27 protein-coding genes are annotated in these 26257 nt (G+C 68.3%); 9 read left to right on the forward strand and 18 right to left on the reverse strand.

Features of this window, described 5'->3' with window-relative positions:
* Nucleotides 1-176 precede the first annotated feature (176 nt).
* The 5 genes from OXM58_01285 to OXM58_01305 form a co-directional block, all read right to left on the reverse strand.
* Nucleotides 177-1310 (reverse strand): serine hydrolase, encoded by a 1134-nt coding sequence (locus tag OXM58_01285; GenBank protein ID MDE0146979.1) that lies wholly within the window; start codon nucleotides 1308-1310, stop codon nucleotides 177-179.
* 95 nt (nucleotides 1311-1405) lie between these two features.
* Nucleotides 1406-2698 (reverse strand): adenylosuccinate synthase, encoded by a 1293-nt coding sequence (locus tag OXM58_01290; protein ID MDE0146980.1) that lies wholly within the window; start codon nucleotides 2696-2698, stop codon nucleotides 1406-1408.
* Nucleotides 2699-2709: 11 nt separating this feature from the next.
* Nucleotides 2710-3897 carry an ATP phosphoribosyltransferase regulatory subunit gene (locus OXM58_01295; GenBank protein ID MDE0146981.1) on the reverse strand — a complete coding sequence of 396 codons (1188 nt, stop codon included), beginning with the start codon at nucleotides 3895-3897 and terminating at the stop codon, nucleotides 2710-2712.
* 39 nt (nucleotides 3898-3936) lie between these two features.
* Complete coding sequence (serA, locus tag OXM58_01300) at nucleotides 3937-5526, reverse strand: phosphoglycerate dehydrogenase (protein MDE0146982.1); 1590 nt, start codon at nucleotides 5524-5526, stop codon at nucleotides 3937-3939.
* Nucleotides 5527-5583: 57 nt separating this feature from the next.
* Nucleotides 5584-6762 (reverse strand): phosphoserine transaminase, encoded by a 1179-nt coding sequence (locus OXM58_01305; protein MDE0146983.1) that lies wholly within the window; start codon nucleotides 6760-6762, stop codon nucleotides 5584-5586.
* A gap of 309 nt (nucleotides 6763-7071) precedes the next feature.
* Between OXM58_01305 and OXM58_01310 the strand changes: the two genes are divergently transcribed.
* A complete protein-coding gene (locus tag OXM58_01310) occupies nucleotides 7072-7767 on the forward strand; it encodes a glutathione S-transferase N-terminal domain-containing protein (GenBank protein MDE0146984.1) in 696 nt (231 codons plus the stop codon).
* On the forward strand, nucleotides 7764-8366 hold the full coding sequence (locus OXM58_01315) for a hypothetical protein (GenBank protein ID MDE0146985.1): 603 nt from the start codon (nucleotides 7764-7766) through the stop codon (nucleotides 8364-8366). Before OXM58_01310 ends, OXM58_01315 begins: the two co-directional genes overlap by 4 nt.
* 231 nt (nucleotides 8367-8597) lie before the next feature.
* Here OXM58_01315 and OXM58_01320 read toward each other — a convergent pair whose 3' ends face one another.
* Nucleotides 8598-8840, reverse strand: a complete 243-nt coding sequence (locus OXM58_01320; protein MDE0146986.1) for a hypothetical protein — start codon at nucleotides 8838-8840, stop codon at nucleotides 8598-8600.
* Nucleotides 8841-8975: 135 nt separating this feature from the next.
* Between OXM58_01320 and OXM58_01325 the strand changes: the two genes are divergently transcribed.
* Both OXM58_01325 and OXM58_01330 read left to right on the forward strand, forming a co-directional pair.
* Nucleotides 8976-9212: a type II toxin-antitoxin system VapB family antitoxin gene (locus OXM58_01325; protein ID MDE0146987.1), complete on the forward strand. Its 237-nt coding sequence runs from the start codon at nucleotides 8976-8978 to the stop codon at nucleotides 9210-9212.
* Nucleotides 9199-9630: a type II toxin-antitoxin system VapC family toxin gene (locus OXM58_01330; protein ID MDE0146988.1), complete on the forward strand. Its 432-nt coding sequence runs from the start codon at nucleotides 9199-9201 to the stop codon at nucleotides 9628-9630. Before OXM58_01325 ends, OXM58_01330 begins: the two co-directional genes overlap by 14 nt.
* 245 nt (nucleotides 9631-9875) lie before the next feature.
* Here the strand turns inward: OXM58_01330 and OXM58_01335 are convergent, their stop codons facing one another.
* Nucleotides 9876-10361: a MaoC/PaaZ C-terminal domain-containing protein gene (locus tag OXM58_01335; protein MDE0146989.1), complete on the reverse strand. Its 486-nt coding sequence runs from the start codon at nucleotides 10359-10361 to the stop codon at nucleotides 9876-9878.
* Nucleotides 10362-10452: 91 nt separating this feature from the next.
* On the opposite strand from OXM58_01335, the gene OXM58_01340 reads away from it, so the two are divergent.
* Nucleotides 10453-11241 (forward strand): methyltransferase domain-containing protein, encoded by a 789-nt coding sequence (locus tag OXM58_01340; GenBank protein ID MDE0146990.1) that lies wholly within the window; start codon nucleotides 10453-10455, stop codon nucleotides 11239-11241.
* Between the two features lie 10 nt (nucleotides 11242-11251).
* On the opposite strand, the gene OXM58_01345 is transcribed toward OXM58_01340, so the two are convergent.
* The 3 genes from OXM58_01345 to OXM58_01355 all read right to left on the reverse strand — a co-directional run bounded on the left by OXM58_01345 (nucleotide 11252) and on the right by OXM58_01355 (nucleotide 13577).
* Nucleotides 11252-12283 (reverse strand): PaaI family thioesterase, encoded by a 1032-nt coding sequence (locus tag OXM58_01345; protein ID MDE0146991.1) that lies wholly within the window; start codon nucleotides 12281-12283, stop codon nucleotides 11252-11254.
* 178 nt (nucleotides 12284-12461) lie between these two features.
* Entirely contained in the window at nucleotides 12462-12722 is a 261-nt protein-coding gene (locus tag OXM58_01350) for a hypothetical protein (protein MDE0146992.1), read from the reverse strand.
* A 360-nt stretch (nucleotides 12723-13082) separates the two neighbouring features.
* Nucleotides 13083-13577 carry a PaaI family thioesterase gene (locus tag OXM58_01355; GenBank protein ID MDE0146993.1) on the reverse strand — a complete coding sequence of 165 codons (495 nt, stop codon included), beginning with the start codon at nucleotides 13575-13577 and terminating at the stop codon, nucleotides 13083-13085.
* A 152-nt stretch (nucleotides 13578-13729) separates the two neighbouring features.
* On the opposite strand from OXM58_01355, the gene gcvA reads away from it, so the two are divergent.
* Nucleotides 13730-14719: a transcriptional regulator GcvA gene (gene gcvA / locus OXM58_01360; GenBank protein ID MDE0146994.1), complete on the forward strand. Its 990-nt coding sequence runs from the start codon at nucleotides 13730-13732 to the stop codon at nucleotides 14717-14719.
* Between the two features lie 72 nt (nucleotides 14720-14791).
* Here the strand turns inward: gcvA and OXM58_01365 are convergent, their stop codons facing one another.
* Nucleotides 14792-15703: a DMT family transporter gene (locus OXM58_01365; protein ID MDE0146995.1), complete on the reverse strand. Its 912-nt coding sequence runs from the start codon at nucleotides 15701-15703 to the stop codon at nucleotides 14792-14794.
* Nucleotides 15704-15985: 282 nt separating this feature from the next.
* Here OXM58_01365 and ahcY point away from each other — a divergent pair, with 282 nt between their 5' ends.
* Nucleotides 15986-17401: an adenosylhomocysteinase gene (gene ahcY / locus OXM58_01370; protein ID MDE0146996.1), complete on the forward strand. Its 1416-nt coding sequence runs from the start codon at nucleotides 15986-15988 to the stop codon at nucleotides 17399-17401.
* Between the two features lie 52 nt (nucleotides 17402-17453).
* Here ahcY and OXM58_01375 read toward each other — a convergent pair whose 3' ends face one another.
* From OXM58_01375 to trpD, 3 genes are read right to left on the reverse strand one after another with little or no spacing between them, the layout of a single operon-like run.
* On the reverse strand, nucleotides 17454-18086 hold the full coding sequence (locus OXM58_01375) for a phosphoribosylanthranilate isomerase (GenBank protein ID MDE0146997.1): 633 nt from the start codon (nucleotides 18084-18086) through the stop codon (nucleotides 17454-17456).
* A gap of 3 nt (nucleotides 18087-18089) precedes the next feature.
* Nucleotides 18090-18905, reverse strand: coding sequence for an indole-3-glycerol phosphate synthase TrpC (trpC, locus tag OXM58_01380; GenBank protein ID MDE0146998.1), 816 nt, complete (start codon nucleotides 18903-18905; stop codon nucleotides 18090-18092).
* On the reverse strand, nucleotides 18902-19927 hold the full coding sequence (gene trpD / locus OXM58_01385) for an anthranilate phosphoribosyltransferase (GenBank protein MDE0146999.1): 1026 nt from the start codon (nucleotides 19925-19927) through the stop codon (nucleotides 18902-18904). Before trpD ends, trpC begins: the two co-directional genes overlap by 4 nt.
* On the opposite strand from trpD, the gene OXM58_01390 reads away from it, so the two are divergent.
* Complete coding sequence (locus OXM58_01390) at nucleotides 19914-20195, forward strand: hypothetical protein (GenBank protein ID MDE0147000.1); 282 nt, start codon at nucleotides 19914-19916, stop codon at nucleotides 20193-20195. The two genes, trpD and OXM58_01390, sit on opposite strands and share 14 nt — an antisense overlap.
* Nucleotides 20196-20229: 34 nt before the next feature.
* Here OXM58_01390 and trpA read toward each other — a convergent pair whose 3' ends face one another.
* Together trpA and OXM58_01400 are read right to left on the reverse strand one after the other, a co-directional pair.
* Nucleotides 20230-21063, reverse strand: a complete 834-nt coding sequence (gene trpA / locus OXM58_01395; protein MDE0147001.1) for a tryptophan synthase subunit alpha — start codon at nucleotides 21061-21063, stop codon at nucleotides 20230-20232.
* Nucleotides 21063-23015 carry an acetoacetate--CoA ligase gene (locus OXM58_01400; GenBank protein MDE0147002.1) on the reverse strand — a complete coding sequence of 651 codons (1953 nt, stop codon included), beginning with the start codon at nucleotides 23013-23015 and terminating at the stop codon, nucleotides 21063-21065. Before OXM58_01400 ends, trpA begins: the two co-directional genes overlap by 1 nt.
* Nucleotides 23016-23143: 128 nt before the next feature.
* Here OXM58_01400 and OXM58_01405 point away from each other — a divergent pair, with 128 nt between their 5' ends.
* Nucleotides 23144-24112 (forward strand): DMT family transporter, encoded by a 969-nt coding sequence (locus OXM58_01405; GenBank protein MDE0147003.1) that lies wholly within the window; start codon nucleotides 23144-23146, stop codon nucleotides 24110-24112.
* Here OXM58_01405 and OXM58_01410 read toward each other — a convergent pair.
* Both OXM58_01410 and OXM58_01415 read right to left on the reverse strand, forming a co-directional pair.
* Complete coding sequence (locus OXM58_01410; protein MDE0147004.1) at nucleotides 24060-24923, reverse strand: cytochrome c1; 864 nt, start codon at nucleotides 24921-24923, stop codon at nucleotides 24060-24062. The genes OXM58_01405 and OXM58_01410 overlap by 53 nt on opposite strands.
* Entirely contained in the window at nucleotides 24920-26227 is a 1308-nt protein-coding gene (locus tag OXM58_01415; protein MDE0147005.1) for a cytochrome b N-terminal domain-containing protein, read from the reverse strand. The genes OXM58_01410 and OXM58_01415 overlap by 4 nt, the downstream gene beginning before the upstream one ends.
* Nucleotides 26228-26257: the final 30 nt, after the last annotated feature.

Here is a 26257-nt window from a genome sequence, read left to right on the forward strand (position 1 = left end):
ACGCGCAGCGCCGCAAGGCGCTTCTTGCAGATTCGACACGGCACCCCCATCGACCACGCTGCGCTCGGCCACATCCCCCTCTGAAGAGGGGGATAGACAAGGTTGCGGCGGTCTGGCCCATTTCGCAGAACAATCCCAAGGAAGAGGAGGTAACTTATCGGATATACGGACGCGCTTCAGCGCGCCGCGGCGAGGAGGCGGTCGGCCAGCCCTTCGAGCCCGGTTATGCCATCGGCATTGGTCAGGATGACGACATAGCGGTCCGTGCCGGCGGCGGTGCTTCGGTAAATCTTGTTGATCGACGAAAAGCCCGGAAGCCGGCCGAGGGTGAAATAAGCCTGCCGCGCGCCGGCGCCGCGGACATACCAGCCCGCGCCATGCCACAAATCCTTTTCGCCGGCGCGGATATGCCGGCTGAACATGGCCTGCTTCGCCTCCGCCGAGAACAGCCGGCCGCGCATCAGTTCGCGGTCGAATTTTATCAGGTCGACAACGGTCGAGGTTGCATCGGCGCTGCCGAGGAACATGGTCGGGTTGACTTCGCGGCTCGGCCGGCCGTCGGCATAGCCCTGCGCCCGCCGGCTGAGCGGCGTGGTGCCGAGGAAGCCGGATCGGGTCATTCCGTTGAGATCGTAGATCTCGGTCTGGATATAGTCGTGGAAGAACAGCCGCAGTCCGACCTCGATCACCTGGGTGATGAGGAAATAGTTGGAGCGGCTGGCCCGGAACTTCTCTCCCGGCCGGGAATCCAGCTCCCGGCCCTTGACGAAGTCGAGGATCCGGTGGGCTTTGATGCTGGAATAGAGCCGTTCCTCGAAAAAGACCGAATCGGCCAGCGGCGGCAGGCCCGAGGTATGGGTCAGCAGATGGCCGAGTTTCATGCCCTGCCAGTGGGCGACGCCGAAGAAGTATTCGTTAACCGGATCGTTGACCCGGACCGGGCCGGCGTTCTGATAGTTCCGGTCCTGCCACCACAGCAGGGCGGCGGCGGTGAGCTGCTGGGTGATGTCGCCGATCGGGTAGACGGTATCCTTGCCGGAAGGCAGGCCGGGCCGCGCCTCGCCGAAGCCGGTGGCGAGCAGGAGCTTGCCGTTGGCGCCGATGCCGATCGACATGCCCTTGACGCCCCGGGCGCGCATGAAGCCGCGCGCCAGCGCCGCCACCTTCGCCTGCCCGGCTGCGGAGATGGAGGATTCCGTGCGCTTGCCATCGACCCGCTGCCCATCGACCCGCTGCGCCGCCGCCGGGCCGGCCAGGGCGGCCGTAACCAGGGCCGCCAGCGCCATCATGCCGATCAGTCTACGCACCATGCGGAAATCCTCGCGAAAGGCGGCGGATGCCGGTCCGGGCCGCCGGAAGGCCGGCAGGTTACGGGGCGCGGCGGCCGCCGGGCAACCGTCTTGCGTCAATCCGCATAGGGATCGCGCACCAGGATTGTATCGTCTCTTTCGGGGCTGGTGGACAGCAGCGCGACCGGCGTTTCGATCAATTCTTCGATACGGCGGACGTATTTCACCGTCGTCGCCGGCAGCTCGGCCCACGACCGGGCGCCCCTCGTGCTGTCGGACCAGCCGTCGATCTCCTCCCACACCGGTTCGACCGCAGCCTGCTCGCTCTCGCTGGACGGGAAGTGCTGGATCAGGTCGCCGTTCAGCCGGTAGCCGGTACAGATTCTCAGCTTTTCGAAGCCGTCGAGCACGTCCAGCTTCGTCAGCGCGATGCCGTCGATGCCGCCGACCTTGATCGCCTGCCGGACCATGACGGCGTCGAACCAGCCGCAGCGCCGGGGCCGGCCGGTCACCGTGCCGAATTCGTGGCCGCGTTCGCCCAGCCGGGCGCCGGTCTCGTTGTCCTGCTCGGTCGGAAACGGCCCGGCGCCGACCCGCGTGGTGTAGGCCTTGGTGATCCCGAGGACATAACCGATGGCGCCCGGCCCCTGGCCGCTGCCGATCGCCGCCTGGCCGGCCACGGTGTTCGACGAGGTGACGAACGGGTAGGTCCCGTGATCGACGTCGAGCATGGCGCCCTGGGCGCCCTCGTAGAGAATGCGCTTGCCTTCCCGGCGCAGCCGGTTCAGCCGCTCCCAGACCCGCTCCAGGAAGGGCGCGATCCGCGGCGCGATCTCCATCAGGCTGTCGAACAGCGCGTCGCCGCCAACCGGCGCCGCGGCCATGCCGGCGCGCAGCGCGTTGTGGTGTTGCAGGACGCGGCCGATCCGGCTGCGCAGCACGTCCGGATGCGCCAGGTCTCCGGCGCGGACGGCGCGCCGGCCGACCTTGTCTTCATAGGCCGGCCCGATGCCGCGGCCGGTGGTGCCGATCCGGCCGCTGCCGCTCGCCGCCTCGCGCAGATTGTCGAGTTCGCGGTGCAGGGGCAGGATCAGCGCCGCGTTTTCCGCGATGCGCAGCCGGTCCGGATCGACCGCCACGCCCTGGGCGCTCACCGTGTCGATTTCCTCCAGCAGCGCCCAGGGGTCGATCACCACGCCGTTGCCGAGCAGCGAAAGCTTGCCCGGCCGGACGATGCCGGAGGGCAGCAGGCTCAGCTTGTAGGTGACGCCGTCGATCACCAGCGTGTGGCCGGCATTGTGGCCGCCCTGGAAGCGCACGACGACATCGGCGCGCTCCGAGAGCCAGTCGACGATCTTGCCCTTGCCCTCGTCGCCCCACTGGCTGCCGACGACCGCCACGTTGGCCATGGCCCGCCTCCCTACTCCGGCGCGTCCGCGGCGGGCGCGACGGCGCGCGGGGCGCCGTCTTCGAGCACCGCGTCGCAACCGAGCCGCCGGGCCTCCGCGTCGATATCGCCGGCCGGCTCGAGGCCCGCGACGACGGTGCGGCCCTCCTGGCGCAGAGCGTCGACGGTTTCCGGCGGCGTCCCGCAGGGTGCGAACAGGCGGGACGGCTCCTGCGGCGCCGGCAGGCCGCGGATGACGGTATCGAGGAAAAGCGTGAAGCCGGTCGCCGGTTCGATGGCCCGGTCGGCAAAGCCGGAACCGGCGAGATAGCGGCCGCCGGCGCCGATCTCGCCCCGGCTGCCGTTCCGGTAGACGGTAAAGCCGATGCCGGTGTGATACTCAAAGCCGCGATATTCGACCGGATCGACGGTCAGCGCGAGATCGGGCGCGGCGGCGGCGATACGGGCCGCCACGTCGGCCAGATGGTCGACATCGGCCCGCGCCTCCAACGGCATTCCGGTCGCCTCCAAGAGCGCGAGGCCGGGCCCAGCCGGTCCGGTCGCATCGAGCAGCGCGAGGAATATCGCGCGGCTTTCCGCATCGCCTTGCAGCGCCGCGGCAAGGGCCTGCCGGTCCTTGCTGTCGAGCGCCGCGCGTACAGCGGCCTCCCGTTCGTCGGCAATGGTCAGGGCGCGGCAGAGCGACGAAATCAGGGTCGGAAAGGTCAGGTCGACCGACAGGCGGTCGAGCCCGATATCCCGCAGAGCCCGGACCGCCATCAGGATCACTTCGGTATCGGCCGCCGGCCCGGCCGCGCCGATCAGCTCGCCGCCGACCTGCACGAACTGCCGCTCCGGCCGCAGCTGCGTACCCCGCACCCGCAGCACGTCGCCGGCGTAGGAGAGCCGCAGGGGCCGGGCCTCCGCGGCGAGCCGGCTGGCGGCGATCCGGGCGATCTGCAGCGTCATGTCGGCGCGCACGCCCATCATCGCCTGACTGACCGGATCCATCAGCCGGAAGGTCTCGCCGGCCATCGCCGCCCCGGCGCCTTCGAGCAGCGACGCCTCGAACTCGACCAGCGGCGGCTTGACCCGGCGGTAGCCCCAGCGCGCGAAACTGTCGAGCAGCCGCTCGACGACGGCCGCTTCATGCGCCGCGTCCGGCGCCAGCACGTCGCGCAGGCCGGCCGGCAGAAGGCCTCGGTTGTCGGAAGTCGCCATGGATCGATTTCGCGCGCGGAACGCCGGCGGTGCCGGCGCCTAGAAGCGCAGGACTTTCACCTGTTTGACATGAGGCAGGGTGCAAAGCTGCATCAGGACCGGCTCCGTGATGTCGCTGTCGGCCGACACCAGGGCCATCGCGTCGCCGCCCGGTTCCGACCGGCCGAGATGGAAGGTCGCGATGTTGACGCCGGCGTCGGCCAGCGCCTTGCCCAGGGAACCGATCATCCCAGGCTTGTCCCGGTTGCGGACGAACAGCACGACGCTGCTGAGCGTGGCTTCGATCTGGATGCCTTCGATCTCGACGATGCGCGGCTGGTCGCCGTGCACCAGGGTGCCGGCAATCGAGCGCCGGCGTTTCTCGGTCGTGATCGCGAGGTGGATGCGGGTCTGGTAGTCGGTCGCCCGTTCGTCGGTTTCCTCGGTCACCGCGATATTCTGTTCCCGGGCGAGGTGGGGTGCGTTGACCGGGTTGACCCCCTCGTAGAGCGGCGCCAGCAGCCCGGTGAGCAGCGATGCGGTCAGCGGACGGGTGTTGAGGTCCGCCACCTGGCCCTCGTAGCGGATCTTGACGTCCACCAGCGGGCTCTCCGTGATCTGGCCGGCGAAGCCGCCGAGCTGGCGCGCCAGTTCGATATAGGGGCGCAGCCGGAAGGCTTCCGCGGCCGACACGGCCGGCATGTTGATCGGGTTCGTGACCGTGCCGTTCAGCAGGTATCCGGATATCTGTTCGGCGACCTGGACGGCGACATTCTCCTGCGCCTCCTCGGTCGAGGCGCCGAGATGCGGCGTCGCCACGACCTTGTCCGAGCCGAACAGCGGGTTCTCCTTCGCCGGTTCGGTTTCGAACACGTCGAGCGCGGCCCCGGCGACACGGCCATCGTCCAGCGCCGCCTTGAGCGCGTCTTCATCGATCAGGCCGCCGCGGGCGCAGTTGACGATCCGCACGCCCGGCTTCATCCGGCCGATCGCGGCGGCGTCGATCAGGTGCCTTGTGCCGTCGGACAGCGTCGTGTGCAGCGTGATGAAGTCGGCGCGCTGCAACAACTCATCGAGCTCGACCTTCTCGACGCCGGTTTCCCGGGCGCGCTGCGGCGACAGGAAGGGATCGCTGGCGATCACCTTCATTTTCAGGCCGCGGGCCCGCTCGGCGACGATCGATCCGATATTCCCGCAGCCGACGACCCCCAGCACCTTGCCGGTCAGCTCCACGCCCATGAAACGGGATTTCTCCCATTTTCCGGCCTGGGTGCTGAGGTCGGCGGCGGGTATCTGCCGGGCGAGCGCGAACATCAGCGCGATGGCGTGCTCGGCGGTGGTGATGGAATTGCCGAACGGCGTGTTCATCACGAGCACGCCCTTCGAGGTCGCCGCGTTGATATCGATATTGTCGACGCCGATGCCGGCCCGGCCGATGACCTTCAGCCGGGCGGCCGCATCGAGGATGTCGCCGGTCACGCGGGTCGCAGAGCGCACGGCCAGCCCGTCATACGCGCCGATGACGCTCTTCAGCTCTTCGGGCGCCATGCCGGGCTTGATATCCGCGTCGACCCCGTGCTGCCGGAAGACTTCCGCCGCGCGCGGGCTCATCCTGTCGGAGATCAGAACTCTTGGCGTCTCTGAAGGCATGATGTCGCCGTGAATTCGGTTGGAGCGGAACGGGCGGCCGGGCCGGTCGACGGGCCTTCAGGCGGCGGCCTTCAGCCGGCCGGCCGCTTCACCATATGCCCAGTCGAGCCACGGTAAAAGCGCCGAAATGTTGGCGGTCTCGACCGTCGATCCGCCCCAGATGCGCAGTCCTGGCGGGGTATCGCGATAGGCGGCGACATCGTAGGCCACGCCTTCGGCCGCCAGCAGGCCGGCAATCGACCGGGCAAGGGCCCTCTGCCTGTCTTCGGGCAGCGCGGTGACCTCCGGATCGGCGAAGGCCAGGCAGATCGACGTGCTGCTCCGGACCGCCGGGTCTGCCGCCAGGAAGCGGAACGCCGGCGAGCCGCCGATCCACGCCGCAATAGCGGCCAGGTTCGCCTCGGACCGGACGATCATGGCCGGGAGCCCGCCGATTTCCTCGGCCCAGCGCAGGGCGTCCAGCGCATCCTCGACGCACAGCATCGACGGCGTGTTGATCGTCTCGCCCTCGAACACGCCTTCGATCAGGGCGCCGTTTTTGGTGAGCCGGAAGAGCTTGGGCAGGGGCCAGGGCGGCAGGTAGCTCTCCAGCCGCTCGACCGCGCGCGGGCCCAGCACCAGCATGCCGTGCTGCGCCTCGCCGCCCAGCGCCTTCTGCCAGGACCAGGTGGTGATATCCAGCTTGTCCCACGGCAGGTCCATGGCGAAGACCGCCGAGGTGGCGTCGCACAGCGTCAGGCCGCCGCGCCGGGGATCGATCCAGTCGCCGTCGGGCACACGCACGCCGGAGGTCGTGCCGTTCCAGGTGAACACGACATCGTGGGCGGGATCGACCCGGCCGAGATCCGGCAGTTCTCCGTAGGGCGCTTCGATCAGGCGCATGTCGTCCAGCTTCAGATGCCTGGCGACATCGGTCACCCAGCCCTTGCCGAAACTCTCCCACGCCAGCATGTCGACCGGGCGGGCGCCGAGCATCGACCACATCGCCATTTCGACGGCGCCGGTGTCGGACGCCGGCACGATGCCGATCCGGTAGTCCTGCGGAATGCCGAGGACGGCGCGGGTACGGTCGATGACGTCCTTCAGCCGCGCCTTGCCTTCGGCCGAGCGATGCGAACGGCCCAGCATCGCGCTTTGCAGAACGTCCACCGTCCAGCCGGGGCGCTTGGCGCACGGGCCGGACGAGAAATTCGGATTGGCCGGACGGACGGCCGGTTTCGCGCACTGTGTCGCCATCGCTGCCTCGCGGCGCTTCGCCGCCGCCCTGGCAGGCCGGCGGACGGAAGCGCGGTCGGTCGATAACCGCCGCGAACGGTATGGGCCGGCCCCGGACCGGTCAAACAGACTGCCGACGCGCTGACAATGTGCCGCAAGCCCGCGCCGGCGCCCGGAATCCGCCCGCGTCGCGCCATCTCGGCGAAGCTTCGGCCAAGCGGCGTGCTGACCCGTTGAGGGGTTGCCGGTCAGGCCTATGTGACGCCTTGAACAGCGCCCGGCCCGGCGCACCCCCTCTCCCCCGGATAACCGAGCGACGGAAGGCCGCCCATGTCCCGCATCCTCTACGACCTCTCCGGCGCCGAAGACCGGCGCTTCAGCCCGCACTGCTGGAAGACGAAGATGGCGCTGAAACACAAGGGGCTCGCGTTCGAGACCGAGCCGTGCATCTTCACCGAGGTCAGGGAGAAGGTCTCGTTTGCCGGCGCCGAGCGGGTGCCGACACTGAAGGACGGCGCGCGCAGCATCGGCGACAGCTGGGCCATCGCGGAGTATCTCGAAGAGGCCTATCCCGAGGCCCCCAGCCTGTTCGGCGGTCCGGAAGGAAAGGCGTTCGCGCGGTTCGCCAATGAATTCGCCGACACGGTGATGCTGCCGCCGATCGCCGGGGCCATCGTCTACGACATCTTCGAATGGACCGTCGACGCCGACCGCGCCTATTTCAAATCCTCCCGCGAGACAATGATGCGGCGCAGCTTCGAGGAGTTGCGCCCGGAGCGGGACGACTTCGTGGCCCGCTTCCGGTCCGCCATGGTCCCGGTCCGCCGGATCGTCGGCCGGCAGCCCTTCCTGACCGGCGACCGGCCGCACTACGCTGACTATTGCATATTCGGAATGCTGCAATTCGCGCGCTGCACCAGCGATTGCGCCCTGTTGCGCCCCGACGATCCGGTGCTCGCCTGGCGCGACCGAATCCTCGACCTGCACGGCGGTTATGCCGCCGCCGAACCGGCCGTCGCCGCATGATCCTTACGCGCGCCTTCGCCGCCGCCATCCTGCTGGTCCCGGCCGCGGCCGCGGCGCAGGACCGGAGCGGCGGAGCGTGGGGGCCGCCGACGGTCGACTACAGGGCGGACATGGTATTCACCGACGACCGCGGCCGCTCGCGCACCGCGCGGCTCTATTACACGGCAAACCGGCAGCGGCTGGAATTCAAGTCGGGCAAGCAGATCGTCGCCATGATTTTCGACCGGAGGGGCGGCCAGGCGATTCAGCTCCTGCTCAGCCAGCGCGGCTGGCGCCCGGTCGTTGCAACCGCCCCGCAATACAATTTCGGCCTGTCCGACCCGGCCTCGAAACGGGAGAAGCTGGGCGGGGAGACGCTGGCCGGCCTGGCGGTGACGAAATACAGGGTATCGAGCAGGTCGGCGGCGGGCGACCGGTTCAGCGGCCTCGCCTGGGCGACGAAACACCGGATCGTCGTCAAGATGGCGGGCACCGTCGTCCGCGGCGCGCAGACGCAGCCGCTCACCCTGGAGCTGCAGAACCTGAAGATCGGCCCCGTCGATCCGGCCCTGTTCGCCGTGCCCGCCGGCTACCGGAAACTGCCGCCGATGCGGAATTAGAGCATATCCGCCTTAAGTTGAACCACGGCGGCAGGGCGCCCCTCGATACGGCGCGCAAGCGCGCCTACTCGGGATGAGGGGTGTTTTTGCCACCCCTATTTCCCCTCACCCTGAGTAGCCCCGGATGAAATCCGGGGCGTATCGAAGGGCCTGCCCTGAGCCTTTCGAAAGGGCATTCCCGGTTGCGTCGCCGGTTCCGACCCGTCCTCTTGGTAGACGAGGACGCCGGTATCAACGAAGACCGGCACGGTCATGCAGGTCGTCGCGCGCCGGCTTGCGGCTGTCGACCCAGCGGAGCTTGCGCGGCTTCCTCGCGAGGTAGCGGGCCATGGCGCGATCGTACGCGTCCTCGCTGTGCCGCAATTCTTCCAGAAGCTCGGCCAGCCAGCCGGATACGCTGCGCCCCCTTTCGGCAGCCCGGACTTCCACCCAGGCCGCGACATCGTCGGGCAAGGTGACGGTAATGTTTTTCATGACACGAATTTACCGAATCACGCATTTCGTGTCGATTGACCTCTTGCGGGCAGCCGTTTCTATACTGTCAAAGTGGCGGCACCGGGCCATTATCAACTATTGTGTGAAAACATATTTTACTGTATGTTTTCACACATGAGAACGACGATCGATATCAACGATGTGCTGCTCCAGGCGGTCAAGGCCCGCGCGGCGCGCGAGCACAAGACCCTGAAGGAGACCTTCGAGCAGGCCCTTCGCGCCTTTCTTGCCAACCCGGCGCCGGTCGCCCACGCGCCGGCCCTTCCGGTTTTCAGGGGGCAGGGCGTCCAGCCCGGCGTGGACCTGACGGACAACGCGGCGCTTCTGGCCATCCTGGATGCAGAGTCCTGACGTCAGCGTGCTGGTGAGCGCGTTTCGCGCCGACGCGCCCCACCACCGGGCGTGCCGGCGCTGGCTGGCCGAGGCGATGTCGGGCCGGGAGAGCGTCGGCCTGTCCGAGCTTGCGCTCAGCGGCGTCCTCCGGGTCCTGACGCATCCCCGGGTCTTCCATCCGCCCACGCCGGGCGAGGCCGCTATTGCGTTCGTCGACGCCCTGCGCGCCCAGTCGGCCGCCGTGGCGCTGCGCCCGGGCGACAGCCACTGGCGCATCTTCCGCGGCATGGCGGACACGCTCCGGCTGACCGGCAACCGGCTGCCGGACGCCTACCACGCGGCGCTTGCCATCGAGCACGGCTGCGAATGGGTGACGCTCGACCGCGGCTACGCCCTCTTTCCCGGCCTGCGCATTCTCAACCTGCTGGACGGCTGACGGGTCGCGCCCGGCGAAGCAGAGCCTCGATTGCAGGGCACCCCATTGACCCTGCGGACGAAGCGCCGAACCCCGCCATCCACGGCGGTTCCGTGCCGCCGGCGCGATCCTCGTGCGAGCAGCGCCGGATCTGCTCTTCCACCGCTTCGGCAATGAATTCCCGCAACGTGACGCCGCGGGCGGCGGCAAGCGCCTTGGCCTGCCGGAACAGGGGGGCGGGAAGTTCGATTGTCGTTTTCATCGATCTATACTTCCCTGGTTTCGGATCGCTCTTCTCCCCCGTCCCGGCATTGCAGGATGTGGGTACATTCGCAGGAGAACACCGCCGCGCCGTCCTGGTTGACCGTCCGGTGCTCCATGGTCACCGCGCCGCGGTCGGGCTTCGATTCGAAGCGCCGGACCGAGACGACCTCGGATTCGACGTGCAGCGTATCGCCGGGGCGCACCGGCTTGAGCCAGCGCAATTTGTCGATGCCGGGGCTCGCCAGCGCCGCCGCGCCGATGACGCCGTCCATCTGGAACTGGCGGAAGGTCATGCAGACCGTGTGGAAGCCGCTCGCCATCAGGCCGCCCTGGGCCACGGTGCGCGGGTGGCGCGCGTTGGTGTGGTAGGGCTGCGGATCCCACTGCATGGCGAAATCGATCACCTGGCTCTCGGCCACCGTCTCGCCTTCGGTGACGAACCGGTCGCCGGGTGCGAAGTCCTCCATGAAAAGATCGTAGCCGCCCATCGGGTCTCCCCCGTCCACCGGTCGCGCAATTTCCGTCCCTGTGTTACGGGGTTCGAATACGGAAGGTCCAGCAGGATGTGACATTGCAGGCATGACAGGCGTAACGACGAACCGCGACGCATGGGATCCGGCGCAGTATCTGCGCTTCGCCGGCCACCGGCTGCGCCCGGCGCTCGACCTGCTGAACCGGATCGACCTGGAGCGGCCGGCGACGGTGGCCGACCTCGGTTGCGGCGCCGGCAACGTCACCCGCTGGCTGGCACAGCGCTGGCCGGAGGCCGCCGTGACCGGGATCGACGGCTCGGCCGCCATGCTCGAAAAGGCGGCGGAAACCCTGCCGGAGATCCGCTGGCGGCAGGCCGATATCGCCGCCTGGGCGCCGGACCGGCCGCAGCACCTGATCTACTCCAACGCGGCGCTGCACTGGCTGCCGGCTCACGAGGCCCTGTTCCCGAAGCTGGCCGGCGATCTGGCGCCGGGCGGCGTGCTCGCGGTGCAGATGCCGCGCAATTTCGCGGAGCCGTCGCACACCGCGATGGCCGATGCCGCGCGCGACGGGCCGTGGATCGAAACCCTGGAACCGCTGCTGAAGCCGCCGCCGGTGCACGAGCCGGCCTTCTACCACCGGGTGCTGGCGCCGGTCGTTTCGGAGTTCGACCTGTGGGAGACGACCTATTTCCAGCTGCTCGAAGGCGAGAACCCGGTCGCCGAATGGACCAAGGGCACCTGGCTCAAGCCGATGCTCGACGCGCTCGGCGCTGACTGGCGCGCCGGTTTCGAGGCAGCCTATCGCGCCCGCATCGCCGACGCCTACCCGCCCGGCCCGGACGGCCGGACCCTGTTCCCCTTCCGGCGCCTGTTCCTTGTCGCCAAGCGGTAACGGCGGCGGCTCAGCGGAGCGGATGGGCGAGGCAGGTGGCGGTGCCGCGCACCAGGACCCTGCCGTCGCGGTCGACCACGTCCGCATCTGCGACCGAGACCTGCCGGCCGTGCTTGACGATGCGGCCAATACAGCGCACCGGCCCGGTTTCGAGCGTGATGGCGCGGAAAAACTCGCAGGTCAGGCTGACGGTCGAGAAGCTGTATCCGGCCGGCAGCTTCGTCTGGATGGCGCAGCCGGTCGCCGCGTCGATCAGGGTGGCGGGCACGCCGCCATGCACGATCCCCAACGGGTTGTACTGGCGCTCCGCCGGCGCGCAGACGAATGTCGCCGCGCCGTCGCCGACGGATTCGAGGCTGAAGCCGAGCGTCTGCCCGATCGGCGCCGCGGGCAACCGGCCGGCCGCAATCATGGACAGCAGTTCGAGTCCGGTCCGGTCCGCCGTCGCAGCGCGGATCGCGCCCGTATCGCCCCATTCGGCGAGAAATTCGCGCCCGGCGGGCGGCGGCGGCCCGCCGGACGGACTCGCCGGTCCGGTGGCCGGCACGACCATGAATGTGCCCTGGGCGCGCCCCGCTTCGCGGCCTTCCCGGTCGGTGATCGTCGCGTCGGACAGGACGATCCGGCGGCCGACCTTCGCGGTCCGGCCCTCGCAGACGACCGTGCCGGAGTCGGCGGTCAGCGGGCGCTGGAAATCCACGTTGAGGCGCACGGTCCGGGTGACGGAGCCCTCTTCGATCCAGGACTGGGCGGCGATGCCGGCGGCCGAATCCGCCAGGATGGCATAGACGCCGCCATGAATGCCGCCGACCGGATTGACCATGTGCGGCCCGGTATCGCATTCGAACCGGCAATAGCCGCGCCCGACGTCGGTCAGGCGCATGTCCAGCACCGAATAGATCGGCACGGCGGGAATCTCGCCCCGCGCCATCGCCCGGAAGAAGTCGAGGCCGCCGAGCCGCCGGCGGTGGTAGGCCAGGACGCCCGGATCGACCCAGCGCAGGGTGCGGGCATTGCCGATGTTCAGCGAAGCGTCGGGCATGGCGCGCGGATTTTTGCCGGGGGGTTGCCGAACGGAGGGCCGCGGCCGAATGGCGGGCGGTGGCGCCCGTGATACTCCAGGGGGCGGCTGCCGGGCAATCGGCGGGACCGGATGCCGCGCCGGGAATGAACGGGCCCGGCGCGGCGCTATCGGGATGCGGCCGGTCTCCGGCTGGCGTTCAGTGGCTTGAGAGCAGCCTGTATCCCGGCGTCCAGCGGTTTCCGGCCCGGGCGAACGCGCTGCGCAACGCCGATCCGGACCGCCGGAGGAAACCGCGCGCCGCCTCGGCCCGGATGCGATGGGCGCGCCGCAGGTAGAAATCGTAGTCGATGACTCCTTCGGCGGTACGCTTCAGGTCCGGGGTCCGGTCGTCGAGGCCCATCCGGTTCGTCGCGGGCCAGTCGGGCCGTCGGGAAAGTTCGTTGGTAAAGGTCGACATGGCGATGCTTCCTCATTTCGATTCATTTCATCTGACTGCCGCAATCGGACATACGGCATGTCCATGGACCTCAATGTGGTAGCCAATTCCACATTCGGCAAAGGATCATTTCTCATCACAATAATTAGAATTATTCATCTGAAAACCGATCGTGGACCTGCCACGGCTCCCGATGCCCTGCGCGGGTTCGAAGCCGCCCGGCGTGGCAGCTTCAGGGCGGTTGCGGTTAAACCGAACCTGACGCCTTCGGCGGTCAGCCACCGGAACCGGGCGGCGGCGGACGTCCTTCAGGCGCAACGGTTCGAACGCGCGGACCGGCGCGGCGCGGCGAAGCCGGGGCTCGCGCGACGCCGCAGCGGTTTATCGGAGCGGATGGGCGAGGCAGGTCGCGGTGCCGCGGGCGTAGACGATGCCGTTCCCGTCGGTCACCGTGGCGTCGGCGATGGAAATCCGCCGGCCGCGCTTGACGACTTGGCCGACACACCGTACCGGCCCGGTTTTCGCCGTGATGGCGCGGAAATATTCACAGGTCAGCGAGACCGTCGAAAAGCTGTAGCCCGGCGGCAGTTGCGTGTAGAGGGCGGCGCCGGCGGCGCTGTCGATCAACGTCGCCGGCAGGCCGCCATGGACGGTGCCCATGGGATTGTAGTGACTTTCACCGGGCTCGTAGACGATAACCGCCTCGCCGTTTCCGACCGAATCCAGGGTGAAGCCGAGCGTCCGGGCGATTGCGGGCGTCGGCAGTCGCCCGTCGGCAATCATGGACACGAAATCGAAGCCGTTCGCATCTTTTGCGTCGCGGATTGTGGCAGCGCCATTCGACCGTTCGATGATTTCGTCCGAAAGGGTCGACATAGACCTCTCTCCCTGATTCGATATTTTTCAACTGAAAACCAAAATTGACGATGCAGTATCGCCGCAGACATCCGTCTAGAAGTAAAAATCCTGTTTCGCAATCGGTCATTTCATATTATTAAAATAAAAAATATTCATCTGAGAAGGTATATATGAACCTGCCCCCTCTCGATGGCCTGCGCGTGTTCGAAGCCGCCGCCCGGCGCGGCAGCTTCATCGCGGCGGCGGCCGAGTTGAACCTGACGCCGTCGGCCGTCAGTCACCGGATACGCACGCTTGAAGACGCACTTGGCGTGCGCCTGTTCGACCGCGCGCACCGGCGCGTCGTGCTGACGCCGGAGGGCGCCGGCTATGCGGCCTCGGTGGCCGAAGCGCTCGCAATCCTGCGCTCGGCAACCCGGCGCCTGTCGGCCAATCGCGCCGACGGGCCGCTGGCGATGACCCTTTCGCCGGCTTTCGCGCTGCGCTGGCTGTTGCCGCGGCTGACCCGGTTCCAGCAGCGCCACCCCGACATCGAACTGCGCTTCGTCAGCACGTCGGACGTCCACGATTTCCGGTCCGGCGATCTCGACCTTGCGGTGCGCTACGGCCGCGGCGACTGGCCGGGGCTGGAGGCCGAATGGCTGATGGCGCTGGACGCCACCGCGGTCTGCACGCCGGAGGTTGCGGCCGGCGGGCCGCCGCTCGATGCGCCGGTCGATGTCGCCCACCGCGTGCGCATCCATGTCGAGAACCGGCCGGACGACTGGCGCATGTGGCTGCTCGCCGCCGGCGTCGAGGGCGTCGATCCGGCGGCGGGCCCGGTCTTCGAATCCGTTCCGGTCGCCCTGGAAGCGGCGTTGAACCATATCGGCATGGTCATCGCCGACCGGCAGATCCTTGCCCGGGACCTGGCGGAGGGCCGGCTGGTCGAGCCCTTCGACGTCCACATGCCGTCGACGGCCGGCTACTATCTCGTCTATCCGCCCGGCAGCGCGGAAGACCCGCGACTCCGGGCCTTCCGCGACTGGATGCGGGAGGAGATTGCCGCGATGCCGGGTGGCGGCGTGACCGATCCGACAGGCAGCTTGCGGGAAAAGGTCGAGGTCCGCGGCGACATCTTCTCGACCGGCGTCGAATGGGATGCCGATGCGCAATCCTGACAACAATATCCTGATCCTCGCCGTCGGCGGGGCGCTTGGATCGGCCGAACGTCCGTTGCTGCCCGCGACCGGCTAACCGCGCCGCCGCGCCTGCCGCTCGCGCCAGATGACGAACAGGCCGGCGGCGGCGATGATGGCGGCGCCGGCGAGCGTGTTGGGCGGCAGGACCTCGTCGAAGACGATGACCCCGATCAGCGCCGCCCAGATCAGCGAGGAATAGTCGAACGGCGCCAGCGCCGAGGCCGGAGCGCGGGTCAGCGCCACGATCATCGCGAAATGGCCAAGGCCGCCGAGCGCCCCCATTGCCAGCATCGCCAGCACCTGGCGCCAGTCCGGCGTCTCCCAGAAGAAGGGGGCGATGCAGGACACCACGAGGGTGCCGGCGAGCGTCGTGAATATGAGGGTCGTCGTCGCGGCATCGCCGGCCGTGACCTTGCGGGTCGCGATCTGCTGGAGCGCGTAGCAGGTCGCCGCCGCGAAGGGCAGCAGCGAGGCCCACTGGAACGTCGCCGCGCCGGGCTGCTGGATGATCAGCATCCCGCCGAAGCCGACGGCGACCGCCGACCAGCGGAACAGGCCGATCGGCTCGCCGAGCAACGGGCCGGCAAGCGCCACGACGATGAGCGGCGCAACGAAAAAGATCGCCGTGGTTTCGCTGAGCGGCAGCGCCTCGAGCCCGGCGAAGAAGAAGAATGTCGCCGTCAGCAATAGGAGCGACCGGGAGGTCTGCAGCCCGACATGCCGGGTGCGCAGCCGGCGCGGAAAGGACGTGCCGAAGATCAGCGCGAGCAGCAGGGTCTGCGCGGCGTAGCGGCCCCAGACGATCATGACGAGGTCGATCTGGCCGGTCAGCCATTTCGCGACCGCGTCCATGCTGATGAAGCAGAACATGGCGAACAGGAACAGCGCCGCCGCCGCCGGAAAGCCCCTCGTTGCGGCAAGCGCAGTCGTCGCTGTCCGGTCATGGGCGGGCGGTGCGTTCATGGCCCGCGCGGTTGACCATGGAACCGGCCTTCGCACAAGCGCCATCGGCGCACACGGCGATGGCGAGTACCGATCGCAGACCGCGTGGCCGGCACCGGTGCGCGGAAGCCGGATAAGGAAATGGTTATATTTGCATGCCGGCCTGCCCGCTGCTAACACACGGGCCGGTTTTTCGTCGCGCGGTCCGGATCGGCGCCGCCGCCACACCACCCCGATACGCAAACTCGACCCGGACGGCGCCCGTCATGATCTTCGGGTCTACGCGCCGCCAGAGGAGATACGATGAGCGAGGCTGACCGGGATCCCCCCAAGGATTATGTGATCGCCGACATTTCCCTGGCCGAATTCGGCGAGAAGGAAATCGCGCTGGCGGAAGCCGAAATGCCGGGCCTGATGGCGACGCGCGAGGAATATGCCGCCGCTCGGCCGCTCAAGGGCGCGCGCGTCGCCGGTTCGCTGCACATGACGATCCAGACCGCCGTGCTGATCCGGACGCTCGAGGCGCTGGGCGCCGATGTCCGCTGGGCGACCTGCAACATCTACTCGACCCAGGACCATGCCGCCGCCGCCATCGCGGCCAACGGCACGCCGGTTTTCGCGGTCAAGGGCGAGACGCTGGACGAATACTGGGACTATTCCCACCGCATCTTCGACTGGGCCGACGGCGGCGTGCCCAACATGATCCTCGACGATGGCGGCGACGCCACGTTGCTGGTCCATCTCGGCAAGAAGGCGGAGAGCGATCCGTCCGTCCTCGACGATCCGCAGAACGAGGAGGAGGAGGCTGCCTTCGCCTCGATCCGCAATCGGCTGGAAGAGAAACCGGGCTGGTATTCCGAAGTCGCCGCTTCGATCCGCGGCGTGACCGAAGAGACGACGACCGGCGTCCACCGGCTCTACGAGATGCAGAAAAAGGGCGAGCTGCTGTTCCCGGCGATCAACGTCAACGACAGCGTGACCAAGTCCAAGTTCGACAATCTCTACGGCTGCCGCGAATCGCTGGTCGACGGCATCCGGCGCGGCACCGACGTCATGATGTCGGGCAAGATCGCCGTCGTCGCCGGGTACGGCGATGTCGGCAAGGGCTCCGCGCAGTCGCTGCGCAACGCCGGCTGCCGGGTAATGGTGACCGAAATCGACCCGATCTGCGCGCTACAGGCGGCGATGGAGGGCTACGATGTCGTGACGATGGAGGACGCCGTGACCCGCGGCGACATCTTCGTCACCGCCACCGGCAATGTCGATGTCATCACGGTCGACCATATGCGCGGCATGAAGGACGGCGCGATCGTCTGCAACATCGGCCATTTCGACAGCGAGATCCAGGTCGCCGCCCTGCGCAACATGAAATGGACCAACATCAAGCCGCAGGTCGACCGGGTGGAGTTTCCGGACGGCCACAGCATCATCCTGCTGTCGGAGGGCCGGCTGGTGAATCTCGGCAACGCCATGGGCCATCCGAGCTTCGTCATGAGCGCCTCGTTCACCAACCAGGTCATCGCCCAGATGGAGGTCTGGCAGAATCCGGGCCGGTACGAGAAGGAAGTCTATGTGCTGCCGAAGCACCTGGACGAGAAGGTCGCCCGCCTGCATCTCGCCAAGGTCGGCGCACGGCTGACCCAGCTCAGCGCGGCGCAGTCCGACTATATCGGCGTCCCGGCCGCCGGGCCCTACAAGCCGGAGCACTATCGCTATTGAGGGTTGCACCCGGACCGGGGAAACGCCGGTTCGCGCCGCCCCTTCCGGCCTGCTACGCCGCCAGCGCGACGTTGCCGGAGAGGAGAGCCGCCCGCGCCGCGACGACGAAGGCCTGCATCCTTTCCGGGCACTTGCGCCCCGGCTCCAGTTCGACGCCGCTCGACACGTCCACGGCTGCCGGGCGGAAGCGGCGGATGCGGCCGGCGACATTGTCCGCGTCCAGGCCGCCGGCGAGAATGAACCGCGGATCGCCGGCCAGGGCCGAAGCCGCCGCCTCGTCCGCCGGCAGCCCGGCGCCGCCGTAGCGGTCGCCCGCGTCGCCGTCGAGCAGATAGCCGGCGGTCCGGTATTCGAACACCCGCCGGCGCGGCACGGCGCCGCGGAACGCCTTGATCACCGGGCCCGGCAGGGCGTGAGCGGTGTCCGGCTGCTCGTCGCCGTGCAGTTGGATTGCGGTCAGCCCGACCCGGTCCCGGATCGTGTGGATCTGCGCCGGCGGCAAGTTCACAAACACGCCGACCCGGGCGACGAAGGGCGGCAGGCAACGGGCAATTTCCGCAGCCCGGAGGGCCGTAACCGCCCGCGCGCTCGGCGGATGGAAGACGAAGCCAAGGGCGTCGGCGCCGGCCCCGACTGCGGCCCGGGCATCCCGCTCGCTCGTAATGCCGCAAATCTTGATCCGCATCGCTCAGGCCGCTTCGCTCCGGACAAAGGCCCGGCGCGCTGTCTCGCCCTGCGCCCGGAACTCGGCGATCAGCGCGCCAGGCTTCTCTGCGGTCATCAGTGAGGTTCCGACCAGCACAGAGTCGGCGCCGGCATCGAGCATCCGCGCGGCGTCGGCACCGGAATGAATGCCGCTCTCCGCGACCTTGACGGTCGCCGGCGGAATTTGCGGCAGCAGGCGTTCGCAAACCGCCAGATCGACGCTGAGATCGGTCAGATTGCGGTTGTTGACCCCGATGACCGGGGCGCCGGCATCCAGCGCAACGCGCAGTTCGGCCTCGTCATGGACCTCCACCAGCGCGTCCAGCCCCGCCTCTGCGGCCTGGCCGAGATAGTCCTGCAGCGCCTCGCCGAGGGCGGCGACGATCAGCAGCACGGCATCGGCCCCGGCCGCGCGGGCTTCGACAAGCTGATAGGGATCGACCACGAAATCCTTGCGCAGGACCGGCGCGGTCTGCGCGTCCCGCACGATCTCCAGGTCTTCGAGCGCGCCGCCGAAATGATCCGGCTCCGTAAGCACGGAAATCGCCGCGGCGCCTGCATCGGCATAGCGCCGGGCGGTCGCGCCGGCATCGGCGTCGCCTGCAAGCGTCCCCGCCGAGGGCGACCGGCGCTTGACCTCGGCAATCACGCCGAGGCCCGGCGCGCGCAGCGCTCCGGCAAAATCGCGGAAGGCCGGCGCCAGGGGCAACCGGTCGCGCAGCGCTTCGAGCGGCAGCGCATGCCTGGCGGCGGCGACCGCCTCGCGCCGCGCCTCGAGGATCGGCGTCAGGCGGTTCATGCCGCAGCCGCCTGCGTCTCGGCGGCGTAGCCGAGGCGGGCCAGCGTCGCTGCCGCGGCGGCGCTGTCGATGGTCCGGGCCGCAAGGCCGGCGGCGTCGCGCAGGCTCCCGGCAGCGCCGGCGGCATAGAGCGCCGCTGCCGCATTGAGCAGGATTCCGTTGCGGGCCGGGACATCCTTGCCCTCCAGGACCGCGCGGATGATCCGTGCGTTGAACGTACAATCGCCGCCGCGCACCGATTCGACCGGCCGTTCGGCGAGACCGAAATAGGCCGGGGTGACGGTTCGTTCCGTCAGGGCGCCTCCGCCGACTTCGACCACCAGGGTCCGCCCCGTCGGCGCGATTTCGTCAAGACCGCATTCCGCCGAAATAACGAGGGCCCGCTCAACTCCCAGACGCAGCAGCGCCTCCGCCATGAAGCGGGTACGGGAGGGATGGAAAACGCCCACAACTTGCGTCGGCACACGCGCCGGGTTGGTGAGCGGGCCCAGGAGGTTGAACAGCGTCGAAACCCCCAGGGCCTTGCGGACCGGGGCGACGCTCTTCATGGCGGGATGATAGTGCGGAGCGAACAGGAAGCTGAAGTTGCTGTCCCGGATCGCCGCCGCGGCTCCCTGAGGTGACAAACCGGTGGGAATGCCGAGCGCATCGAGCACATCGGCGCTGCCGCACCGGGACGAGACGGACCGGTTGCCGTGCTTGGCGACCGGAACGCCGGCCGCGGCCGCGACCAGGGCGGCGGCGGTCGACAGGTTGATCGAGCCGAAGCGGTCGCCGCCCGTCCCTGCGGTGCACAGCACGGGCCGGACCGTATCGGGCAGCCGTACCGCGCGCGCGCGGAATGCCATCGCGGCGCCGACCAGTTCGTCGACGGTCTCGCCCTTGACCCGCAGGGCCATGAGGAAGCCGGCGATCTGCGCGGGTTCGCAGTCGTGGTCGACGAAAGCGCCGACCGCGGAAGCCATTTCGTCGGCTGTCAGATCTTCGCGGCGGGCGATTTTTTCGAGGGTGTCGTTCAACATGGCGGCGGTTCTTTTTGGCGTCTGGTTGCGGATCGTCGTCCCGGAAAAGGAAAGGGGCCCGCCAGTTGTTTCTGGCGGGCCCCTTGAGAATTCGGATGGCCGGTTTGCGGAAAAGATCGGTTCAGTCGATCAGGCGCGCACCCCGGCCGGGCCCTGTGAGCAGCGCCACCACCACACGGCAACCGCCGCCGCGCCGGTGGGCGCGGTCAAGATGGTGCCGAACTGGGTGCGGGACTGGTTCACAGCAAACCCAAGGTTGAACATTTGAACCGTTTGTAACTGCGGGATTTTCGGCTGTCAAGTCACCGAATGGTGAGGCGCGCGGCGGCCAAACCGGCGGCCAGGTCCGCCACGACGTTGCCGACGGCGTCGGCCGCGGCCCGGCCGGTGCGGCCGGCGGCGAGCGCCGTCTCCAGCGCATCGACCACCACCGTGCCGATGGCGACGGCGTCCGCGAAGCCGCCGACGGCCGTCGCCATGGCGGGCGTGCGCACGCCGAAACCCGCGACGACCGGCAGATCCGTCACGCGGCGCACGGTGCCGGCCCGGCCGGCGAGCGCGGCGACTGCGGGCGGCGTGCCGCCGGTCGGGCCGTCGGAGGCGACGCAGTAGACGAAACCGCTGCGCGCCCAGGCCGGTCCCGGCGGCGAACGGGCGTCCTCGTCGCTGGCGACGATCTGGATGAAGGCGACGCCGCGCTCGCGCGCAAGCTGCGACCAGGCAATGCGCTCCGGCGGTTCCGCGTCGACGATCAGCAGGCCGTCGGCGCCGGCGTTCGCCAGCGCATCCATATAGGGCGCCGGCCCGGCCGACCGGAGCTCGGCGGCATACCCCATCAGGACCAGCGGAACGTCGGGATCGCGGCCGCGCAGCCGGGCCGCCTGTGTGAGCGCGTCCAGGGAGCCGGCGCCGGCCGCCGCGGCGCGCGCATGGGCGCGCCGGATCACCGGCCCGTCCATGGCCGGCTCCCGCGCCGGAATGCCGATCTCGATCAGGTCGCCGCCGCGCCGGCGCAGCGCGTCGAACACGAGGTCGGCCGTCGCGGCGTCCGGATCGCCGGCGACCGCGAAGGGCACAAGCCCCGGACGCCCGGCACGGGCCAGCAGGTCGAAGCGGCGCTGGAGCCGTTCGCTCATCAGGCCGCCAGTTCCGGGCGGTCGCGGAAATGGTTGAGCGCCTCGGGATTGGCGAGCGCTTCCAGATTCTTGACCGGCTGGCCGTGGACGACGTCGCGCACCGCCAGTTCGACGATCTTGCCGCTCTTGGTGCGCGGGATGTCCGGCACCGCCGCGATCCGGGCGGGCACATGGCGCGGCGAGGCACCCGCGCGGATCGCGGTGCGGATCTTCCTCTCCAGCCCTTCGGTCAGCCCGCGGCCGTCCTTCAGAACGACGAACAGGACGACACGGGTATCGTTGTCCCAGTCCTGGCCGACCACGATGGCTTCCTGGATCTCGTCCAGCTGTTCGACCTGCCGATATATCTCCGCCGTGCCGATCCGCACGCCGCCGGCGTTGAGGGTGGCGTCCGAGCGGCCGAAAAAGACCATGCCGCCGGTCTCGGTCCATTGCACCCAGTCGCCGTGCCGCCACACATTGGGATAATCGGCGTAGTAGGCGCTAAAATATTTCTCGCCGCTGTCGTCGCCCCAGAAGCCCAACGGCATGGACGGGAAGGACCGGGTGCAGACCAGCTCGCCCTTCTCGCCGACGACCGGTTCGCCGGCCTCGTCGAACACGTCCATCTTCATGGCGAGGCACGGCGCCTGCAACTCCCCGCGATAGACCGGGGCGAGCGGGTTGGTGCCGACGAAGCAGCCGAGCAGATCGGTCCCGCCGGACATGGAGGAGAGATGCACATCGGCTTTGACATCCTCGTAGATGTAGTCGAAGCCCTCCGGCACCAGCACGGAGCCGGTCGATGAGATCGAGGAGACGCTCGACAGGTCGTGCGTTTCCCTCGGCTTCAGGCCGGCTTTGCTGCACGCGTCGATGAATTTCGCCGAGATGCCGAACAGGGTGATCCTGGCGTCGTCGGCATAATCGAACAGCGCGTTGCCGTCGGGATAGAAGGGCGAGCCGTCATAGAGCACGATCGTCGCTTCGGCCGCCAGCGCGCCGACGACCCAGTTCCACATCATCCAGCCGCAGGTGGTGAACCAGAAGACCCGGTCCCCCGGCTTCACGTTGGAGTGCAGGCGATGCTCCTTGGCGTGGGTCAGAATGGCCGGGCCGACGCCGTGCACGATGCATTTGGGCGCGCCGGTCGTGCCGGAGGAGTAGAGGATATAGAGCGGATCGTTGAAGCCGACGCGGGTGAACTCGATCTCGCCCGGTTCGTGCGGCGCCATGTATTCGTCGAGCAGCATGGCGCGCGGAACGGCGGAAATGTCCGGCGACGGCTCGACATAGGGCACGATCAGCACCCGCTCCAGCGACGGCATGCCGGCGACGATGCCGGGCAGCTTGTCGAGGCAGGGCTGGACCTTGCCGTTGTAATGGTAGGCGTCGGCGGCGATCAGGACCCTGGGCGCAACCTGGCCGAACCGGTCGAGCACGCCCTGCACGCCGAAATCCGGCGAAGCCGAGGTGAAGACGCAGCCAATGCTGGCTGCCGCCAGCATGGCGATCACCGTTTCCGGCACGTTCGGCATGTAGGCCGCAATCCGGTCGCCCGCAGTCAGGCCCTCGGCGCGGAACGCCCGGGCGAGGCGCGAGACCGAGTCATGGAGTTCGCGCCAGCTCATCTCCCCGCGCACCTTGTCTTCGCCGCGGAACACTATGGCGGGCGTGTCGTCGCGGCGGCGCAGCAGGTTTTCGGCGAAATTGGCCCGGCCGTCCGGGAAGAAGCGGGCGCCGGGCATCTTCTCGCGGTCGACGGCGACCCGGCCGCCGGGTTCGCCGATCACGTCGCAGAAATCCCAGACCGTCGTCCAGAATTTCTCCGGTTCGTTGACCGACCAGGCGTGCAGGCCGGCGTAGTCCGAGAAATTGGTGCCCCAGCGGTCGGTCGCCGCCTGCATGAAGGCCGTCATATTCGACGCTTCGATGCGTTCCCGGCCCGGCTGCCACATCATCCGGCTGGCCATGGGTCTCCTCCGGTCTTCTTTTCTCCTGCACTCGACAGATAGCGGATTGCCGGCCCCGCCGGAAAGTCTGGCGTGCCATGCGCCGGCGGCGGGTGCCAAAGCGCGGGCCGACGCCTATATGGCCGGCCATGCCGGAACCCGCCTATCCCGTCGAAGCGCGCCATATCGCGTTTCGGGCTCCCGAACCGAACTTCGTTCTCGCCGTGGCCCTGATGATCGTGGCCTCGGTGTTCTTTGCCGCCATGGCCGGACTGATCCGCTACGGCAGCGAGGATCTGCATCCCTTTCAGCTGGCCTTCCTGCGCAGCGCCTTCGGGCTCCTGTTCATGCTGCCCTGGCTGATGAAGTCGGGCCTCGGCATTCTCAGAACCGACCGGATCGGCCTGATTTCCGTGCGCGGCCTGACCGCGGCGGCGGCCATGTTCGCCTTTTTCTGGGCGCTGTCGCAAATGCCGCTGGCCGAAGCCGTCGCGCTGAGTTTCACCGCGCCCTTCTTCGTGACCATACTGGCGGTGATCTTCCTGCACGAAGTGGTGCGGGCGCGGCGCTGGACGGCCGTTGCCGTCGGTTTCATCGGCGCCATGATCATCCTGCGGCCGGGCGGCGACGCCGTCGCCTGGCCCGCGCTGGCGGTTTTGTTCTCCACCCTGATGATGGCCGTCTCCATCATCTGCATCAAGCTGCTGTCGCGGACCGAGCCGGCAAACGCGATCTATGTCTGGATGGTGATTTATCTGGCGCCGATCACCCTCGTCCCGGCGTTGTTGGTCTGGCGGGATCCGACCTGGGAGCAGCTTGGCGTCGCCGCCGGAATCGGCTTCGCGGGCACCGTCGGGCATCTGCTGGTGACCAGGTCCTTCGGCATGGCCGACGCGACGGCGCTCATGCCGTTCGACTTCGCGCGGCTGATTTTTTCGGCGATTGTCGGCTTCCTCTTCTTCAGCCAGATCCCCGACATCTGGACCGGAATCGGGGCGGCGATCATCGCCGCGGCCGCCATCTACATCGCGCGCCGCGAAGCGCGGGCGGAGCGGGAATTCCGGGCTACGCCTGCCCCTTCACGTCCTTCTTCACCTGGCGGTAGATCGCATACATGAAGCCGGTGAACAGCAGCAGGAACAGCATCACCTTGATGCCCATGCGCTTGCGCTCGACCATGTAGGGCTCTGCCGCCCAGGCGAGGAAAGCGGTAACATCCTTGGACATCTGGTCGACGCTCGCCGGCGGCGCGCCCTGCTCCTCGTATTCGACCTGGCCGTCTTCGGTGATCGGCGGCGCCATCGCGATGATGTGGCCGGGCATGTAAGTATTGCAATACTGGCCCTCGGCCACGACCAGCGGCTTGCCCTGGCTATCCTTGAATTCCTTCTTGCACGCCGCTTCCGAGACATAGCCGGTCATCAGCGAAAAGACATAGTCCGCGCCGCCGCCGCGCGCCTTGACCATCAGCGACAGGTCCGGCGGCGCCGCGCCGTTGTTCGACGCCATCGCCGCCTGGACGTTGGGGAAGGGATCGACGAACCGGTCCTTCGCCTCGGCCGGGCGGGTCGTCGGTTCGCCCTCTTCATCCGGCTCGCCGGCAACTTCCTTTTCGCCGGCGATCGCCCGGATCTGCGCCTCGCTCAGCCCGATCGCCGCCAGGTCGCGATAGGCGACGAGGCGCAGGCCGTGACAGGCCGCGCAGACCTCCCGGTAGACCTGGAGGCCGCGGCGCAGCTGCTCGTAATTGTAGCGACCGAACACCCCGTTGAAGGTCCAGGCCACTTCCTTCGGCGCAACGGCGTCGCCGGCGGCGTGCGCCGGCAGCGTGGCAAAGGATGCGCCCGCCGCCAGACCGGCGGCGAGGACGGCCGGCGCCGCGAGACGGCGGATCGTACGGTTCGCCGAACGGATCGGGGCGCGGATCATGTGGTGGCCTCCATCGGCGAAGCGGCGGCCGCGGCGGAGCCGCCGCCCAGTACGGGCTGGCTGATGCTGTGCGGCAGCGGCCTTGGCCGCTCGGTCCGCGAGACCAGCGGCAGAATGACGAGGAAATGGGCGAAGTACCAGATCGTCGCCCACTGGCCGATCGCCGTCCAGGGCTGCTCGGCCGGCTGCGCGCCGATCCAGCCGAGGATCAGGCAGTCGATCACGAACAGCCAGAAGAACACCCGGTAGACCGGCCGGAATCGGGCGCTGCGCACTTTCGAGGTGTCGAGCCAGGGCAGGACGAACAGCACGGCGACGGCGCCGGCCATGGCGAGCACGCCGGCCAGCTTGGCCTCCATGCCCCACCAGCCGAGCAGGATCTGGAACAGCCACCAGTCGTCGGTGAACGAGCGCAGGATCGTGTAATAGGGCAGGAAATACCATTCCGGCACGATATGGGGCGGCGTCTTCAGCGGGTCGGCCTGGATGTAGTTGTCCGGGTGGCCGAGATAGTTCGGCGCGTAGAAGACGAAGGCGGCGAACACCAGCAGGAACACGCCGGTGCCGAACAGGTCCTTCGCCGTGTAGTAGGGATGGAAATCGACCGAATCCTGCGGGCCCTTCATATCGATGCCCAGCGGGTTGTTCGCCTTTACCGTGTGCAGCGCCCAGATGTGCAGGATCACGACCCCGAAAATGACGAAGGGCAGCAGGTAGTGCAGGCTGTAGAAGCGGTTGAGGGTCGGGTTGTCGACCGTGAAACCGCCCCACAGCAATTCGGTCAGGGCTTCGCCGATCAGCGGCACCGCGCCGACCATGCTGGTGATCACCTTGGCGGCCCAGAAGCTCATCTGGCCCCACGGCAGCACATAGCCCATGAAGGCCGTCGCCATCATCAGGAACAGGATGACGACGCCGAGCCACCAGAGCAGTTCGCGCGGCGCCTTGAAGGAGCCGTAGTAGAGGCCCCGGAAGACGTGCAGATAGACGACGATGAAGAACATCGACGCGCCGTTGGTGTGAACGTAGCGGATGAGCCAGCCGTAATTGACGTCGCGCATGATGCGCTCGACCGAGTCGAACGCGTAGTCCGTATGCGGCGTGTAGTGCATCGACAGCACGATGCCGGTCACGATCAGGATGATCAGGGAGAGACCGGCCAGCGAACCGAAGTTCCACATATAGTTCAGGTTGCGCGGCACCGGATAGTAGAGCGAATGCTCCACCAGGGAGACGATCGGCATGCGATCGTCGATCCATTTCAGGGTCCGGTTTCGCGGCGCGCCGTGCGCTCTGGTGCTCATCCTCTATCCTCGTTCCCGGCCTCGGGGCCC

The organism is Rhodospirillaceae bacterium (assembly GCA_028819475.1).
In the GTDB taxonomy this organism is placed as follows: Bacteria; Pseudomonadota; Alphaproteobacteria; order Bin65; family Bin65; genus Bin65.

Coding starts and splice junctions, on each gene's coding strand:
- OXM58_01285 (MDE0146979.1), bottom strand. CDS start 1,310: ATGGTGCGTAGACTGATCGGCATGATGGCGCTGGCGGCCCTGGTTACG.
- OXM58_01290 (MDE0146980.1), bottom strand. CDS start 2,698: ATGGCCAACGTGGCGGTCGTCGGCAGCCAGTGGGGCGACGAGGGCAAG.
- OXM58_01295 (MDE0146981.1), bottom strand. CDS start 3,897: ATGGCGACTTCCGACAACCGAGGCCTTCTGCCGGCCGGCCTGCGCGAC.
- serA (MDE0146982.1), bottom strand. CDS start 5,526: ATGCCTTCAGAGACGCCAAGAGTTCTGATCTCCGACAGGATGAGCCCG.
- OXM58_01305 (MDE0146983.1), bottom strand. CDS start 6,762: ATGGCGACACAGTGCGCGAAACCGGCCGTCCGTCCGGCCAATCCGAAT.
- OXM58_01310 (MDE0146984.1), top strand. CDS start 7,072: ATGTCCCGCATCCTCTACGACCTCTCCGGCGCCGAAGACCGGCGCTTC.
- OXM58_01315 (MDE0146985.1), top strand. CDS start 7,764: ATGATCCTTACGCGCGCCTTCGCCGCCGCCATCCTGCTGGTCCCGGCC.
- OXM58_01320 (MDE0146986.1), bottom strand. CDS start 8,840: ATGAAAAACATTACCGTCACCTTGCCCGACGATGTCGCGGCCTGGGTG.
- OXM58_01325 (MDE0146987.1), top strand. CDS start 8,976: ATGAGAACGACGATCGATATCAACGATGTGCTGCTCCAGGCGGTCAAG.
- OXM58_01330 (MDE0146988.1), top strand. CDS start 9,199: ATGCAGAGTCCTGACGTCAGCGTGCTGGTGAGCGCGTTTCGCGCCGAC.
- OXM58_01335 (MDE0146989.1), bottom strand. CDS start 10,361: ATGGGCGGCTACGATCTTTTCATGGAGGACTTCGCACCCGGCGACCGG.
- OXM58_01340 (MDE0146990.1), top strand. CDS start 10,453: ATGACAGGCGTAACGACGAACCGCGACGCATGGGATCCGGCGCAGTAT.
- OXM58_01345 (MDE0146991.1), bottom strand. CDS start 12,283: ATGCCCGACGCTTCGCTGAACATCGGCAATGCCCGCACCCTGCGCTGG.
- OXM58_01350 (MDE0146992.1), bottom strand. CDS start 12,722: ATGTCGACCTTTACCAACGAACTTTCCCGACGGCCCGACTGGCCCGCG.
- OXM58_01355 (MDE0146993.1), bottom strand. CDS start 13,577: ATGTCGACCCTTTCGGACGAAATCATCGAACGGTCGAATGGCGCTGCC.
- gcvA (MDE0146994.1), top strand. CDS start 13,730: ATGAACCTGCCCCCTCTCGATGGCCTGCGCGTGTTCGAAGCCGCCGCC.
- OXM58_01365 (MDE0146995.1), bottom strand. CDS start 15,703: ATGAACGCACCGCCCGCCCATGACCGGACAGCGACGACTGCGCTTGCC.
- ahcY (MDE0146996.1), top strand. CDS start 15,986: ATGAGCGAGGCTGACCGGGATCCCCCCAAGGATTATGTGATCGCCGAC.
- OXM58_01375 (MDE0146997.1), bottom strand. CDS start 18,086: ATGCGGATCAAGATTTGCGGCATTACGAGCGAGCGGGATGCCCGGGCC.
- trpC (MDE0146998.1), bottom strand. CDS start 18,905: ATGAACCGCCTGACGCCGATCCTCGAGGCGCGGCGCGAGGCGGTCGCC.
- trpD (MDE0146999.1), bottom strand. CDS start 19,927: ATGTTGAACGACACCCTCGAAAAAATCGCCCGCCGCGAAGATCTGACA.
- trpA (MDE0147001.1), bottom strand. CDS start 21,063: ATGAGCGAACGGCTCCAGCGCCGCTTCGACCTGCTGGCCCGTGCCGGG.
- OXM58_01400 (MDE0147002.1), bottom strand. CDS start 23,015: ATGGCCAGCCGGATGATGTGGCAGCCGGGCCGGGAACGCATCGAAGCG.
- OXM58_01405 (MDE0147003.1), top strand. CDS start 23,144: ATGCCGGAACCCGCCTATCCCGTCGAAGCGCGCCATATCGCGTTTCGG.
- OXM58_01410 (MDE0147004.1), bottom strand. CDS start 24,923: ATGATCCGCGCCCCGATCCGTTCGGCGAACCGTACGATCCGCCGTCTC.
- OXM58_01415 (MDE0147005.1), bottom strand. CDS start 26,227: ATGAGCACCAGAGCGCACGGCGCGCCGCGAAACCGGACCCTGAAATGG.